Source organism: Flavobacterium sp. CECT 9288 (assembly GCF_918731615.1).
In the GTDB taxonomy this organism is placed as follows: Bacteria; Bacteroidota; Bacteroidia; order Flavobacteriales; family Flavobacteriaceae; genus Flavobacterium.
The window spans coordinates 33,311-48,383 of sequence record NZ_OU957226.1 but is presented as its reverse complement, the minus strand read 5'-3'; the positions used below and the strand labels follow the sequence as shown (position 1 = coordinate 48,383).

At 34.5% G+C, this 15,073-nt stretch carries 12 protein-coding genes, 1 tRNA gene and 1 pseudogene; 1 reads left to right on the top strand and 13 read right to left on the bottom strand.

All coding sequences use genetic code 11. The features are described from left to right. Positions 1-40 precede the first annotated feature (40 nt). The 6 genes from LQ189_RS00170 to LQ189_RS00145 all read right to left on the bottom strand — a co-directional run bounded on the left by LQ189_RS00170 (position 41) and on the right by LQ189_RS00145 (position 7,715). Entirely contained in the window at positions 41-598 is a 558-nt protein-coding gene (locus LQ189_RS00170) for a type 1 periplasmic binding fold superfamily protein (RefSeq protein ID WP_158728605.1), read from the bottom strand. Between the two features lie 22 nt (positions 599-620). Beyond that, positions 621-3,008 carry a TonB-dependent receptor domain-containing protein gene (locus LQ189_RS00165; protein ID WP_230153789.1) on the bottom strand — a complete coding sequence of 796 codons (2,388 nt, stop codon included), beginning with the start codon at positions 3,006-3,008 and terminating at the stop codon, positions 621-623. 74 nt (positions 3,009-3,082) lie between these two features. After that, on the bottom strand, positions 3,083-3,427 hold the full coding sequence (locus LQ189_RS00160) for a hypothetical protein (RefSeq protein WP_230153788.1): 345 nt from the start codon (positions 3,425-3,427) through the stop codon (positions 3,083-3,085). A 126-nt stretch (positions 3,428-3,553) separates the two neighbouring features. Beyond that, positions 3,554-4,543 (bottom strand): aspartate-semialdehyde dehydrogenase, encoded by a 990-nt coding sequence (locus tag LQ189_RS00155; protein ID WP_221916058.1) that lies wholly within the window; start codon positions 4,541-4,543, stop codon positions 3,554-3,556. Positions 4,544-4,766: 223 nt separating this feature from the next. Further along, positions 4,767-5,180 (bottom strand): large conductance mechanosensitive channel protein MscL, encoded by a 414-nt coding sequence (gene mscL, locus LQ189_RS00150; RefSeq protein WP_221916057.1) that lies wholly within the window; start codon positions 5,178-5,180, stop codon positions 4,767-4,769. 90 nt (positions 5,181-5,270) lie between these two features. Then, positions 5,271-7,715 carry a bifunctional UDP-N-acetylmuramoyl-tripeptide:D-alanyl-D-alanine ligase/alanine racemase gene (locus tag LQ189_RS00145; protein WP_230153787.1) on the bottom strand — a complete coding sequence of 815 codons (2,445 nt, stop codon included), beginning with the start codon at positions 7,713-7,715 and terminating at the stop codon, positions 5,271-5,273. Between the two features lie 183 nt (positions 7,716-7,898). Here LQ189_RS00145 and LQ189_RS00140 point away from each other — a divergent pair, with 183 nt between their 5' ends. After that, complete coding sequence (locus LQ189_RS00140) at positions 7,899-8,504, top strand: hypothetical protein (RefSeq protein ID WP_230153786.1); 606 nt, start codon at positions 7,899-7,901, stop codon at positions 8,502-8,504. On the opposite strand, the gene LQ189_RS00135 is transcribed toward LQ189_RS00140, so the two are convergent. The 7 genes and pseudogenes from LQ189_RS00135 to LQ189_RS00105 form a co-directional block, all read right to left on the bottom strand. Next, positions 8,499-9,221, bottom strand: a complete 723-nt coding sequence (locus LQ189_RS00135) for a porin family protein (RefSeq protein WP_230153785.1) — start codon at positions 9,219-9,221, stop codon at positions 8,499-8,501. The genes LQ189_RS00140 and LQ189_RS00135 overlap by 6 nt on opposite strands. Before the next feature lie 441 nt (positions 9,222-9,662). After that, positions 9,663-11,405: an alkaline phosphatase gene (locus tag LQ189_RS00130; RefSeq protein ID WP_230153784.1), complete on the bottom strand. Its 1,743-nt coding sequence runs from the start codon at positions 11,403-11,405 to the stop codon at positions 9,663-9,665. Between the two features lie 192 nt (positions 11,406-11,597). Further along, positions 11,598-11,675: pseudogene (locus tag LQ189_RS00125) on the bottom strand (succinate dehydrogenase/fumarate reductase iron-sulfur subunit); the annotation flags it as partial. 127 nt (positions 11,676-11,802) lie between these two features. Then, positions 11,803-11,889: transfer RNA gene (locus LQ189_RS00120), tRNA-Ser, on the bottom strand. 55 nt (positions 11,890-11,944) lie between these two features. Further along, on the bottom strand, positions 11,945-12,976 hold the full coding sequence (locus LQ189_RS00115) for an asparaginase (RefSeq protein WP_230153783.1): 1,032 nt from the start codon (positions 12,974-12,976) through the stop codon (positions 11,945-11,947). Then, positions 12,963-14,099, bottom strand: coding sequence for a 1-acyl-sn-glycerol-3-phosphate acyltransferase (locus LQ189_RS00110; protein WP_230153782.1), 1,137 nt, complete (start codon positions 14,097-14,099; stop codon positions 12,963-12,965). The genes LQ189_RS00115 and LQ189_RS00110 overlap by 14 nt, the downstream gene beginning before the upstream one ends. Positions 14,100-14,164: 65 nt before the next feature. Then, positions 14,165-14,932: a TatD family hydrolase gene (locus LQ189_RS00105; RefSeq protein ID WP_230158589.1), complete on the bottom strand. Its 768-nt coding sequence runs from the start codon at positions 14,930-14,932 to the stop codon at positions 14,165-14,167. Between the last annotated feature and the right edge of the window lie 141 nt (positions 14,933-15,073).

The following is a 15,073-nucleotide window of genomic DNA, read 5'->3' as shown; positions in this document are numbered from 1 at the left end:
TTTCGGGTAGCGTTTTTTTGGGTATAAATTGGTTTTAACCTTATTTAACTTGAACTGGGAAAGTCACCTGAGCATCTGTGGCACCGCCTGCATTAGTGATTGATCCAGTAGCTACTCCTGCAGCGTCTTTGTTTGGTTCGTGTCTAAGTACTACTGTTAAGGTTCCAGTTGCTGGAGCTGCTGCTGTTCTTAATGAAAAAGTTAACCCAACAGGTTTTCCGTTTTTGTCCGCATCTGTATACGTGAAAACTCCTATTGTAGTAGGCGCTTGATAGAACAATTGGTGCTCATAACCCTCTTCTTTAACCTCGGCAGTGATGTTGTCTACTGGCGTAACCGACTCATTTAAGAACGTGGTACTTCCTGTATAAGTAGTATTCACAAGTAAATCGCCTGATACGGTTACAACGGGTGCATTTGGCCCATCGCCATCAAGATCTTTTGAGGTTAATGTTACCGTTTGATTTCCAGCCACAAGTGTTGTGGTCACTGTAGTTATTAATTCTTCCTCATTTACTGCAATAGGATCATCTTTTTCACAAGAGGTAAAAGAAAAAAGAGCTATTAATGCTACTGCTGCGAATTTTGAATTTTTCATGATTTGTTGTTTTTTTAATTTTTTAATAATTGAATTTTAATTGAATTTGGAAGTTTCTACCCATTTCGTCAGCAAAAAAACGCTGTCTGTTTAAGTAGTCCCTGTACGTGGTGTTTGTTATATTTTGAACAGAAAACGCTAAGGCTGTCTGGGTTTTACCAATGCTTTTGAACTTAATTTCGGAGTAAAAATGAAACAATTGAAAACCTTCTGGCGGCGTACTGATATCTACCTGAACCGGAAACAACTCATTGTTTACAATAATATTTGTTTCAAAATTATTATTAGGAAATCTGTTCTGCCTTTGGAGTGCTTCATACTTTAGCTCCAATTTTAGGTTCATCCAACTTGGTTTTGAAAACTGCACTTTTTGAGTCATGGCAAATGGCGGAATGTCTATCAAGGCTTCTCTGTTTGAGATATCTTTGCCGTTTACATAAGACATTGTAAAATCATGTTGCCAGTTGTTGTTTATTTTCCAATGGGTTTGCACATCAAGACCTGCTAATTGCGCATTTGTTTGCTGGTAATCCCACACTGGAAACGCACCACGAATGGTATTCTCAAAACCCACTGGGCGCAAGAACATAAAATTACGAATGTAATTGATATACGGGTTTACCTCAACAGAAAAAGCAGTCCATTTTTTTTGGAGCGTTGTAGAAAACTTGGTAGATTGTTCTTTTTTTAGTGCTAAGTCTCCTATCTCTATAACTCCAGTAGAATGATGCAAACCATCACTAAAAAACTCCGATGGGTTTGGATTTCTTGTAGCCAAACTAACATTGGCATACCAATTTAAATCTTTCTCAAACTCTTTGTGAAATCCCACACTACTTGATAGGTTATGAAAAGCAAAGCTGGGTTTTACGAGCCATTTATCACCATCTTCGCCAGTTATAAAACGAGAAAACTGCGATTGATAACCACGTTCATTCCATCTTGATTTTGAATAAAACTTGGCAGCATCTACTTGAGAATAATCATACCGAAGTCCTGCATCAAAGACTAAACTTTCTGAAACGTCATAAGTTGCAATGCCGTATGTTCCCCAATCTATTTTATTGTATGTTGGGATCAAAGGGTTAACATTTGTAGTGACTACATTCGCAAAATTATTTTGAAATGCAGCTACCGTTCCCGTCTTTAATGTCCAGTCATGCAGTACTTTTTTATAATCAACATTAATGGCATGAGTTGCTAACTCAAGATCAAGTGCTGGTTTATTTTTATTTTCGCCTCTGCGTAAATCAAATTCGAACCTTTTGTTAAACTGAAAAGAATACTGTACCCCCAATGAAGCCGTTTCATTGAAAAAATAGTTGTAATTCAGCTTTGCCAAGTGATGTTGTACTTCTTGCTTAGGATTTTTAATTGAATAGGTAAAATCATTGACCACAGCAGGAACTTTATTCGTTATTGCGTTGTACAAATCATTAACATTACCAATGTGTGAAGCGCTCAAAATCCCAATAGTAGTATTGTAATAGCTATAAAAACCAGTAAAGTCATACTTTTTACCTGTGAATTTTAAATCGCCAGAGAAATTTGCTTCCCTATTTCCTGTATTTGATAATACATAATCTGGAGCTTCTCTATCACCAGCATATTTAAATGTTCCTAATACGTTCCAACTCCATCCTTTTTCGTTCCCTTTGTGCAAACTAGAACTAATAGAACCACCTCTACCATTTGAGGCTAGATTCACTATTGATTTGCCATAAATTGTGTCTTTTTTTACCTGAATAGGCTCAATAATAACTAAGCCACCCACGGCATCACCACCATATTGCAAGCCCGATGCACCCTTGATTACCGTAATTTTTCCTGCAGCGTTCACGTCAAAATTAGGAGCATGTTCTGTTCCCCATTCTTGATCTTGCAAACGTACGTTGTTATTAATTACAGGAACGCGACTCCCAAACAATCCATTGATCATTGGTTTTACAACATTACTTCCTGTTTTTAAACTTGAAACACCCGCTACCTCTTTAAGTAAATCTCCTAATGTTTGATTGCTATATTTTTCAATAGTTTCTGTTTTAATTTTTTGTTCCAATAAGGATTTATTGAGCGTATTTATTTTTTGCCTCACAATCACTTCTTGAAGGTCATCGGCTTTTTCTTTTAAAACAAAATCAAATACTTGATCACCCGATAAAGTAACAAGCGTATCCACAGATTGAAAACCTATGTAAGAAACAAATATTTTTTGGTTACCCAAAGGCAGTTTTTTAATGACATAATTGCCCGCAGCATCTGAGGACACTGTCTTTTTACCAATATGTATGTGACTTCCAGAAAGTGGTATTCCAGCTGTAGTAGTTATTTTTCCGCGTACTGTGCTTTGCGCAAAACCTATGGTGCAAAACAAAGAGATACAGAAAAACAGAAAGTTTTTTGTGTGCATTTTTTTTGTTCAAAATATATAAACATCCCTTGCATTTCCAAGATATGAAAATGCTATTGTTGTGTGTACTAATTTTAAACTAAAGGGGGTGCTCTAAGCCCGAAAAGGCTTCCTTTAAAATAGGAAATAGATACAATAGACTCTGCATCTATTGTGTTTTTAAAGTTGTCAAAATAAAAAGTGTCAAGAGATAAAAAATCTTGCGAAATAAAACCGCTTAATTTATAATCACACACGGCACACAATTCAAAACTGTGGTGCTGGTGTGTAATTTCTGGACCTTCTCCTTTTTCATGAACACATTCTACATGAGCAAGTTGCTGTGCTATATGCTCGTACTTGTGCAACGATTGAAACAGCATGGATACCAATACTGAAATCGTAAAAAGCAAACGCAATATAGAAAGTTTCTTTTTCATGAATCGCAAATATAACAATCCTTCACTAAAAAATCCATTTGTTTCAAAAAATTTACATTTTTAAAAACAAATGGATTATAAAGTTTTGCACGTTTCAAAAGGTGCTTAGTAAAATACGTTACAGGATTATACCAAATTATTAGCAACTAAATATTCAGCAATTTGAACGGTATTTGTAGCAGCTCCTTTACGCAAGTTATCTGCAACAATCCACATGTTTAGCGTGTTTTCTTGACTTTCGTCACGACGAATTCTACCCACAAAAACAGCGTCTTTCCCTTCGGCATAAAGTGGCATTGGATAGGTAAAAGCATCTATGTTATCTTGAAGAACAACTCCATCGGTGTGGTGTAAAATAGATCTCACCTCACTCACATCAAAGTCGTTTGTGAACTCCACATTCACAGCCTCACTGTGTCCACCTACAACAGGAACACGTACAGCGGTAGCCGTTACAGCAATAGTTCTGTCATCTAATATTTTTTGTGTTTCGCGAACCAATTTCATCTCTTCTTTGGTATAACCGTTTTCCTCAAAAGAGTCACATTGTGGAATCGCATTGCGGTGAATAGGATACTTATAGGCCATTTCCCCTTGTACGCCTGCATATTCGTTTTCTAATTGTTGCACTGCCTTAACTCCCGTTCCGGTGATGGATTGGTAAGTAGAAACAATCACACGTTTGATATTGTATTTACGGTGCAATGGCGCTAATACCAACACCATTTGAATAGTCGAACAGTTTGGATTGGCGATAATTTTATCATCAGCCGTAAGTTGACCCGCATTAATCTCTGGAACAATAAGTTTTTTGGTAGGATCCATTCTCCAAGCCGATGAGTTATCAATAACCGTAGTTCCGGCCGCAGCAAATTTTGGAGCCCACTCCAAAGAAGTTTCTCCTCCAGCTGAAAATAAAGCAATATCTGCTTTCATGTCAACAGCAGTTTGCAAGCCCACAACAGTATATTTTTGACCTTTAAAATCAATCTCTTTCCCTACAGAACGTTCTGATGCTACTGGAATTAATTCTGTTACTGGAAAGTTTCTTTCGGCTAAAACTTTTAACATGATCTCGCCTACCATTCCTGTGGCTCCTACAACTGCTATTTTCATCGTATGTGTTTTTTCTAGGTTTACATTTGAAGAACAAAAGTAATTAATATTAAAAACATTTCAATACCGTTCACAAAAAATAACAAAATGTTACAAAACAAACTTTTTATTAAACATGCTTCATTTGGCTTATGCCAAAACTTAGATACAGAATAAAATATACACAAAGAAAAACCGCCACAATTACGTAGCGGTTTAGTTAGAATATATAATGTAGCGGAAATTACTTTTTTAATAAATCTCTAATTTGAGTTAACAACTCTTCTTGAGTAGGACCAGCAGGAGCAGCTACAACTTCTTCTTTCTTTTTAGCTTTTTCAGCAGCTCTTAACACTACAAAAATAAAGAAAGCAATAATTATAAAATTGATGATTGCTTGTACCAAATTACCATAAGTAATTACGGCAGCACCAGCAGCTTTTGCAGCAGCTAAATCTGGGTATGAATTCCCGTTTAAAGCTACAAATTTCTGAGTAAAATCTATTCCACCTGTTACTAAACCTACAATAGGCATAATTACGTCATCAACAGCAGATCCTACAATTTTACCAAAAGCACCACCCATTACTACAGCAGTAGCAAGACTTAGTACATCACCTTTCATCAAAGAAGCTTTGAAATCACTAAAAAATCCCATAATAATTTAAATTTAAGTTAATATTTGTTTGTGACTACGAACTTAAATAAATTTTTAATGCAAATAAGCAGAAAATTAACAAAATTATAACTATTCTCTATAAAAGACACGTTTTACCCGTTGAGATACATTCGTTAATATTTCATACGGTATCGTATTGAGTTTTTCTGCAATTTCATTCACTCGGAGCTGCTCTCCAAAAAGCACCACAACATCTCCTTCTTTACAATCAATTCCAGTCACATCAACCATCAACATATCCATGCACACACTACCCACAATGGCCGCTTTAGTATTGCGCACTAGTACATGACCTACACCATTGCCCAATCCTCGTGAAATTCCATCTGCGTAGCCAATAGGTATCGTGGCAATTACCGTGTCTTTTGAAGCAACAAATCGCCTGCCATACCCTACGCTTTCTCCTGTTTTAATAATACGTAATTGTGAAATTATCGATTTAAGTGTCCCTACATTTTCAAGTTTAAGTTGTTCGTCACTATCATTTGAAACTCCATACAAACCAATTCCTAACCGAACCATGTCATATTGAGAATCCATAAAATTACTAATTCCAGATGTGTTCAAGATGTGTCGCAATGGAATATTTGGCAATTGAGCCATCAGTTTTGAAGATAGTTGCTCAAAAAGTGTTATTTGTGATCGAGCAAAATCATGCTGAGAAGGATCATCACTGGTTGCTAAATGTGATAAAATACTTTTGACTTGCACTGTTTTGTTTCCTTGCAAAGCCAAAATCAATTCGTCTATTGTAGCCGCTTCAAAACCCAATCGATGCATTCCAGTATCCATCTTAATATGAATGGGGAAATTCTCCAATCCCTTTTGTTTAGCAATTTTTAAAAAGGCGTAAAGACCTTTTAAACTGTATATCTCCGGTTCTAATTTATGTTTAATAATCGCTGAAAAACTGGTGCTTTCTGGATTAAGAACCATAATAGGAACTTTAATGCCGCCTTTTTTCAATGCTATTCCCTCATCTGCAAAGGCCACACCTAGGTAGTTTACTTTATTAAATTCTAACAATTTTGCAATTTCAAGACCGCCATTACCATATCCAAAAGCCTTGACCATTACCATAATTTTTACATTTGGCTTAAACTTAGCTTTGAAAAAATTTAGGTTGTGCGTGATGGCGTTCAAATTGATTTCTAAAACAGTTTCATGTGTTTTCTCCTCGAGTAAATACACTATTTCTTCAAATTGAAATACTCTAGCTCCTTTTATTAAAATGGTTTCATTATAAAAATCTAGTTGTGCTATATCGGCAATAAACTCGGCTGTAGTTTTGTAAAAAAGAGCATTGGTAAACTTATCTTGAAATCTACTAATAGTTTCACCAATAGCGATTACCCGATCAATATTATTGACTTTGATGAGATGCGAAACTTTATCATACAACTCCTCAAGAGACAAACCGCTTTGAAAAATATCCGATAAAATCAAAGTCTTTTTCTTAGACTGTTTTTGATTTTCTAAAAAGTCCAATGCAATTTTTAACGACTGAAAATCACTACTATAACTATCATCAATAATATTGCAGTTGTTGATACCATTTTTTAATTTCAATCGCATTTCAACAGGATATAATTGCGCTGTACGCTCCTGAATAGTATTGACCTCAACATGTAAAAACAACAAAACTAAAATACAAGAAATGGCATTTTCTATTGAAGCTTCATCAAAAAAAGGAATTTTGACATCAAAAACCACTTCTCCGTAATGAATGTGTAAAATAGTATTGGAATCCTTCACTTCTTTAGTAACAAGTACGGTTGCTAAGGGGTCTGAAAAACTCCAAGAGAATCTTTGTAAGTCTGGCTGTAAGTGCTCTTCAACAGTTTCATTTTTATTATAAATTAGTACATCAGCATTTTGAAACAATAATAGTTTCTCTTTAATTTTTTCAGTTGTATTGGTAAATCCTTCGTCATGTGCAGTACCTATATTGGTGAGCACTCCTATGGTTGGCTTGATGATTTTTTCTAAATTTTTCATTTCACCACGAGTTGAAATACCAGCCTCAAAAATACCTAAATTGTGCTTTTCATTGATTGCTATTACAGACAAAGGCACACCAACTTGTGAGTTATAACTTTTTGGACTGCGAATAATATTATAATCTGGGGCCAATAAAAAATTGAGCCACTCCTTAACAATGGTCTTTCCGTTGCTACCAGTTAACCCAATAACTGGAATTTGAAAAAGCGCTCTGTAATATGCTGCAAATTCTTGTAAGGCCGTCATCGTATTAGAAACAACATAAAAATTAGCTTTTCCTTCGCAGTCTTTTGGGATAAAAGTGACTACAAAGTTTTGAACTCCCGATACAATAAGATCATCTATGTAGTCATGCGCGTCATGCTGCACGCCAACCAAAGCAAAAAAAAGCGTTTGAACTCCGTTTTGTAACGATCGACTATCAATAGAAACCGCATCTAAGTCATCATTATCAAAATCGCCATGACGCACGGATTGAATTGTTTGCAAACTTGCTAAAATTTTTTGACTCATAGTTCTCCTTATTATCATGCTTAAAATTGCAATTAAGCTTTAATTTTTTATCAAAAATACACAAAAATAATACGCTCTTTCTACGATAAAGCTTCTAGAATTCAAAAAACAAGAGGCAAAAGAAAAAGGGTGTTTTTTACACTTATAAGATTCATTATATTTGTTTTCAAAAAAAAAATTGTCTTGAAAAAAATTCTTCCTATTTTCTCTTATATCTTTCACCCTGTTTTTATACCAACTATAGCAGCTTTACTATATATGTGGTATAGTGGAAACACGTTTCAATTTCAAGAAAAATTATTTGTGCTTTTTCAAGTGGCTTTATTAACCTCGTGTATTCCTATTTTGGGATTTTTTATCCTAAAGGTTTCTGGACAAATTGACTCTGTAATGGTTTATAAAATTGCACAACGAAAGATTCCGTTATTATTGCATTGTTTTTTAATTATTTTGCTAGTCAAAAACACAATCGTGATTAATCGTTATCCTGAATTGCATTTCTTTTTAATTGGCGGGCTTTTTAGTAGTTTAATGGCATTACTCTTGCTCTTTATGAACATTAAAGCAAGCTTACACCTACTAAGCATAAGCTCTTTGACTGTTTTTATTATAGGTTTAAGTATGCATTTGCAATTGCAAAATACAATTACCGTTGCATTACTCATTTTATTGAACGGACTTATAGCATCGTCCCGATTGGTAATGAACGCGCACACCTATAAAGAACTCGTTATTGGTTTTGCATTAGGCGCTGTACCGCAATTGTTTTTATTGTTTTTGTGGTTATAAAATATAAAATATAACTCCCAAATTAAACGCTCTCATGTTTACAGAAGCACCATTTAATGTTGCTTTTTGAAACAAAGGATTTAAACCATAATACATATATAAATTTACAGTGTTGTAGCCTGCAGCAAGATACGTCCCGTACTGAAGTGCATTAAAATCAGCATTGTTTTGAACTACAATACGCTCTGGACTTCCGTTAAAAAGGGAACGATCATACAACAAATAACTAAATTTTAAACCTGTATAAATGCGCCAAAATTTATGACTTTCATAATTAGATGTACGCCATCTTAATTCTATGGGCACATCCACAGACAGTTGAGAAAACTTGTTTTTATCAACACTTACATCGGCAGGAATGAGTTGGTAATCCACAACACCATTTTGCTCCTTCACTATAAGATTTTGATTGAAATTGTTATATGTAAATCCTAGTCCTGTGGCTATGGCCCAAGTTCTATTAGCATTAACAGGCATGTCTCTTAAAAACCCCAACGATACACCCGAAGAAAATTTATTTTGAGACACTCCTGTAGGTGTGTTTACCAATGAGTTATATGTTACAGCAAAATAAAACTGATCTTCTCTGTATAACGAATCTACCTTCACAATTACCTTTTCCTCAAGAGCTTGATTCTCTTGACCAAAAGCAGACATACTAATAAAAATACATCCTAAAAGAAAACTGTTTCTATATTTTTTTAGAACTTTTATCATTCCGTCTTACTTAATTTAATGTATTATACATCTTAGATTACGTTACAATTGTAGAAACAAAGATAGCATTTCCTTAGTATGAAGAGCACATTTATTGCTGTATTAAAATAATTCACTTCATAAACTAGCTGCAACTCTATTGCTTGTAAATAAACACCTAAGTTTACACTTGATACTGTGAATTCAAATATTGTAAATCTAAAATGTTGATTGATAAATGACTGATTGCGGATTTAGTGAGTCGCGTTGCAAACGTTATGGCTTTATTATAAGGTATGCAATAGTTGAAAACGAGAACAGGTGGGAAGTATTTGTAAACTACATAGAATTTTTTTTGAGAAAAAATGATAATCAGAAAATAACCTTCAATAAAAAAAGCCATAAACAATTTTATTTAAAAAATTATTTATGGCTTAAAAGGAAAGAGAAAAATAGAACTTCTTAACTCTTAGTAATCGTTTTTTCCAGATTTACGGTTGCACCTTCCTCAAAAACGCTTGTCGCAAAAAACCATTCTGCTTTTACATCTGATGCAGAGAAGGTAGCTTTTAAATACCCTCTTTTTGACAAATTAGAATATTCTAAATCATCAATTAACAAATTTAAAGCTTGTTCAAATTGTGCTAATTGAGTTCCACCTAATCCCAAATAAGTTTCTAAACCTGGGGAAGTAACAGATGAAGTTGCTAGTTCTAAACCTACCACTTTATTTGATGACGATTTTAATTCGCCTTGCCATGCATTGTGCGTATCTCCTGCTAATGTAACCATCTTTTTTCCGTTCAAAAGAGCAAATAACTTTTCTCTTTCTACCGGATAACCATCCCAAGCATCTAAATTATAGGGTAAAACAGTAGACAATCGTAATTTATCAGCTGCACTTACGGTAGGGTCATTAGCTAATATTCTTGATTTTATGGTCACTAAACCTCCTACTGATGTTTGAAACGCTTGCAAAGTAGCTGGTTGCGCGCTTCCCAGCGCATCAATTTCGCCATTAATTTGAGCCATTAGCATTAAAAGTTCTGACGGAAGCATCATTTTAGTCATTAAAACCTGTTGACCAAGAACCTGCCATTTTGAAGTACTCGATGCAATTTTAGATCCCAACCAGCCTAGTTGTTCTGCACCTAAAAGCTGTCTACTTGGATTTAACAGATCGGTTTGAAAAGCAGTTGCATTAAAAGAACCGTTAGAAGAAAAGTAAGTAGCATATTCTAATTGCTTATCTCGTGCAATAACACGAGTGTCTAGCATATACAAAGAGAGTAAATTTCCAAAATGGAAATCTCTATATATTCGGCTATCATTTCCTGTTTTAAGCGGAATATACTCGCTGTAAGCTTTTAGAGCTGCTAATTTTCTTGCTGAGAAGTCTCCTTCATTTGGTTGATGATTTTGCGCTCCATCTTTATAGGTATCATTGGTGATTTCATGATCATCCCAAACCGCAATAAAAGGTTTCTTTTGATGTGCTAATTTTAACTTTTCATCTTTTCTATATTGCTTATAACGTGCTCTATAATCATCTAAAGTGATAATTTCTTTAGCAGGAACATGCGTTCTACCTAAACTACTTGTATATTGATTTGTACCATATTCACCAGCACCATATTCATAAATATAATCGCCTAAATGTACAATTACATCAACATCTGATTTTGCCATTGCTTCGTAAACATTAAAAAGTCCTGCCGCAAAATTAGCACAGGAACAAACTGCCATTCTTACCTGCGAAATAGTATCAGATGAGGAAGGCAAAGTAATCGTTTCCCCTATTACCGAAACTTCTTTGGTCATCACGTTATAAAATCTATAATAAAAAGATTTGTTCGAAGGCAATCCTTGCACATCAACAGCTATTGTAAAATCTCGAGTTTCATCTGTTACTACCTTTCCTTGTCGTAAAACTTGACTAAATTTAGCATCAGTACTGATTTCCCAAGATAAATTAACGCTTCCACTTTTACTGGCAGTGTATCGAGTCCAAAGAATAATACTCGTAGCAGTTGGATCAAAACTGGCAACCCCTTCATTAAAATTAGATAGTTTTAAATCAGTCGGTGCTTGATTGATTGGTTCATCATCTTTAGAACAACTAATAAAATTGGGAGCTAATAAAACTCCTCCTGAAAACAACAAAGAGTTTTTAAGAAAAGCACGACGGCTAAAATTGGATTTCATGGTGTAGTTTTGTAAAATTTTAACAAATATACCGATGCTATGCAAGCATAGTATTTGCTAATCTTTAACAATATATTACCAATAGTTGACGCTAATGTTACCAACATTAACAAAATATAAATTAATTAAAACATCTTTTAAGAAAAGTTCGTCCAAATAAATGAATTCATTTTTTATATAAACTTCGCCTAGTTATCCCAAACTCGCTGATAAATATTCTCTGTTCATAAAAGCTATATTCTCTAATGAAATTCCTTTTGGATATTCTATCCTATCAAATTAAAAAATAAATCGTAGCATTGGCGCTAGCTTAAGATAGCCATGAAATGCAACCCATTTAAGTTATATAAGCTTTAAAACAAAAAATGCTCTCCTTGCGGAAAGCATTTTTTTTTTGCAGAGAGGAAGGGATTCGAACCCTCGATACAGTTACCCATATACTAGCTTTCCAGGCTAGCTCCTTCAACCACTCGGACACCTCTCTAATTAGGTTTGCAAATAACTTAAAAAAAACTGACTTTGAAAAGCAAAATCTAACTTTAAATCATTTCGCCACGCAATGGTGTTTCAAAAAAATCTTTAAAATCCTTGTTAGCAATATTTTGACCTAATACATACATGAGTTTTGTAATTGCAGCCTCGGTGGTGATGTCTTTCCCTGAAATTACTCCTATTTCTTTCATTCCTGTGCTGGTTTCATAATGTCCCATGCTTACACTTCCGCCAGAACACTGTGTTACATTCACAATATGCAATCCTGCTTTGATTGCTTTTTGTAATAAATCAAGAAACCAACTTTCTGTAGGTGCGTTTCCTGATCCATAGGTTTCTAGAACAATTCCTTTTAAGTTTGGGATATCAAAAATAGCCGCTAAAACAGCCTCACTTATACCCGGAAACATTTTTATAATGGCAACATTATTATCTAACTTCTTATGTACTTGAAATGATTTAGTAGTGCTTTTAGGCAAAAACATTTCAGGATTTATTTTCAAATGCACGCCAGACTCTACCAGCTCAGGATAATTAGGAGAGGTAAAAGCTTTAAAATGTTCGGCATTTATCTTTGTGGTGCGGTTTCCTCTGTACAACTTGTACTCAAAATAAAGGCAAACCTCTTGTATCAAAGGACCGTTTTCATCTCGTAACGACGCTATTTGTATGGCAGTAATTAAATTTTCTTTGGCATCAGTGCGCAAATCACCTATTGGCAATTGAGAGCCTGTAAAAATTACAGGTTTATCTAAATTTTCGAGCATAAAACTCAATGCCGATGCAGAGTAAGACATGGTATCTGATCCATGAAGTACTACAAAACCATCATAGCTAGTGTAATTCTGCTCAATTAAGGATGCTATTTTTGACCATTCAGCAGGATTCATGTTTGAGGAATCAATGGGCACCTCAAATGAAACTGTTTCAATATCACAATCTAATTGTTTTAGCTCTGGAATATTTTGCAATAATTTACTAAAATTGAAGGCTTTGAGTGCTCCTGTATCAAAATCCTTGCGCATACCAATGGTTCCGCCGGTATAAATTAAAAGTATTTTAGCTTTATACAATGTCATGGTATTTTAATTTATTGACAACAGGATTAGCATACATGGCTAAAAAACCATCAAGTGCCACAGGATTATCATGATCTATACGCATTTCTAATCGGCGTTCAAACAATGATTTTTCATTTTCAGTGTACAAGTGCGCGTATCTATCTGTTTTGTTAACAATATCATACGCAATAAAATTAGTGGGCCACAATTTGTAATTACTCAATATCGTATCGTCAATTTCTTGAGCCAGTGCTACAACTTGCTTGTTTGAATTGTCATTATCCGCTTTTATACGATCGATCTCGGCATCCAAAACAGTGCCTACATGAATATGAATTCGTTTCTTTTGACCTAAAGCTCCGCTAAGAATAGTCATGAAATCTTCATTTTTCTCCTTTACATACACCTCATTATTAGCTTCGGCCATTAATTGAGGCATTTTTAAGGCATCAGTAGGATCATATTCATAAGAAATAGAAACAGGAACTATTTTTATTTTCTTAAAATAGTCCATAACATTTTTCTCATCAGATGCCATTCCAATCATTTTTAAAACACCCGGATTTGTCTCGTCATTACCATCTTTTGTTCTTCCTTCGCGTTGTGCAATCCATACCGAACGATTTTCATGCAAAAGCAAATTACCCATAAACTCAGATAATAATTTAGAGCTTTGCAACATTTCTCTTGGCGTTAATCCCCTTTGCACTAAGAAATTCCTGTTGAGTTTTGCTAATGTTTTTAAAAATGATTTTTTAACTAAATTATCACCTATTGCCGATGCTGTCATTACTAAACCATGTTCAAACAAAGCTGTATTTAGCAAAGTTGTGTCTAATAAAATATCCCTATGATTTGAAATGAACATGTAAGACGTATTAGCCTCTAAGTTTTCAAATCCCGAAGTTGTAATACCGTCAGAGCTTTTCTCTAGCACTCTTTGTACAGATTGATATATAAAATTACATTGAAAATCACGAATAGAATGCGTTTTTTTCAGTTGCTCTTTCCATACCTCATCTGCCACATCTGGAAATGTAAAATTCATCAATGCCTTCATCATAGGATGATTTACCACATCATGAAGTGCTTCATTTATTTCCGAATCATAAAAGGGCCTAATAGCGTCAAATTTCTGCATTTTGGTTCTCAATTTTTGTGTGGGCAAATGAACAAAAAAAATATTAAAATAAAGTAAAATCTAGTTTAAATCCCAAAAATAGCTTTTGAATTTGCGGTAGTTATCGTAGCAATTTCATGTGCTGAAAGACCATAAAGTTGAGATAACTTTTCTACAACGCTTACAATATAACTGCTCTCATTTCTTTTTCCTCTATACGGCACGGGTGCTAAATAAGGAGAATCGGTTTCTAGAACAATATGCTCAAGGTCAATTTGATTTAAAAACTGATCTATTTTTCCGTTCTTGAAAGTAGCTACACCACCAATTCCTAGTTTCATGTTATACGAGATAGCCTGTAATGCTTGCTCATAGGTTCCTGAAAAACAATGAAAAATACCAAATAATTCGGGAGATTTCTCTTGTTTTAATATTTCAAATATTTCGTCAAAAGCTTCGCGACAATGAATCACAATAGGGAGTTTGTACTCTTTTGCAAGTTGTATTTGTTTTCTAAAAGCAATTTGTTGCTGTGGCAAATGAGTTTTATCCCAATACAAATCAATCCCTATTTCACCAATAGCATAAAACTTTCGCTTTGAAAGCTCGTCTGCAACATGCTGTAACTCTTGCTCATAATTTTCCTTAACATAAGTAGGATGCAATCCCATCATTAAGAAAATATGATCCGGATAATTCTGTTCTAAATCATACATAGACTGTGTGCAAGTAGAATCGATTGCGGGAATAAAAAAACGCGAAACACCAGCATCAATGGCTCGTTGAATCATTTGGTCTCTATCTTGATCAAAATCTTCGGCATAAAGGTGTGTATGTGTGTCAGTGATGACTATATTTGTTTCCAAGTGTATTTTTTCAGGTTTGAGATGCAAAATTACGATTATTAGACGTAGTTTCCCATACCTATAAACTATCAAGTTGTTAATTTAATGACTTTATTATCGCAAAATAAAGATTCAAAATCCCAACAGAAA

Coding starts and splice junctions, on each gene's coding strand:
- LQ189_RS00165 (WP_230153789.1), bottom strand. CDS start 3,008: ATGCACACAAAAAACTTTCTGTTTTTCTGTATCTCTTTGTTTTGCACC.
- mscL (WP_221916057.1), bottom strand. CDS start 5,180: ATGGGATTTTTTAGTGATTTCAAAGCTTCTTTGATGAAAGGTGATGTA.
- LQ189_RS00110 (WP_230153782.1), bottom strand. CDS start 14,099: ATGCAGAAATTTGACGCTATTAGGCCCTTTTATGATTCGGAAATAAAT.
- LQ189_RS00130 (WP_230153784.1), bottom strand. CDS start 11,405: ATGAAATCCAATTTTAGCCGTCGTGCTTTTCTTAAAAACTCTTTGTTG.
- LQ189_RS00135 (WP_230153785.1), bottom strand. CDS start 9,221: ATGATAAAAGTTCTAAAAAAATATAGAAACAGTTTTCTTTTAGGATGT.
- LQ189_RS00145 (WP_230153787.1), bottom strand. CDS start 7,715: ATGAGTCAAAAAATTTTAGCAAGTTTGCAAACAATTCAATCCGTGCGT.
- LQ189_RS00170 (WP_158728605.1), bottom strand. CDS start 598: ATGAAAAATTCAAAATTCGCAGCAGTAGCATTAATAGCTCTTTTTTCT.
- LQ189_RS00155 (WP_221916058.1), bottom strand. CDS start 4,543: ATGAAAATAGCAGTTGTAGGAGCCACAGGAATGGTAGGCGAGATCATG.
- LQ189_RS00115 (WP_230153783.1), bottom strand. CDS start 12,976: ATGACATTGTATAAAGCTAAAATACTTTTAATTTATACCGGCGGAACC.
- LQ189_RS00160 (WP_230153788.1), bottom strand. CDS start 3,427: ATGAAAAAGAAACTTTCTATATTGCGTTTGCTTTTTACGATTTCAGTA.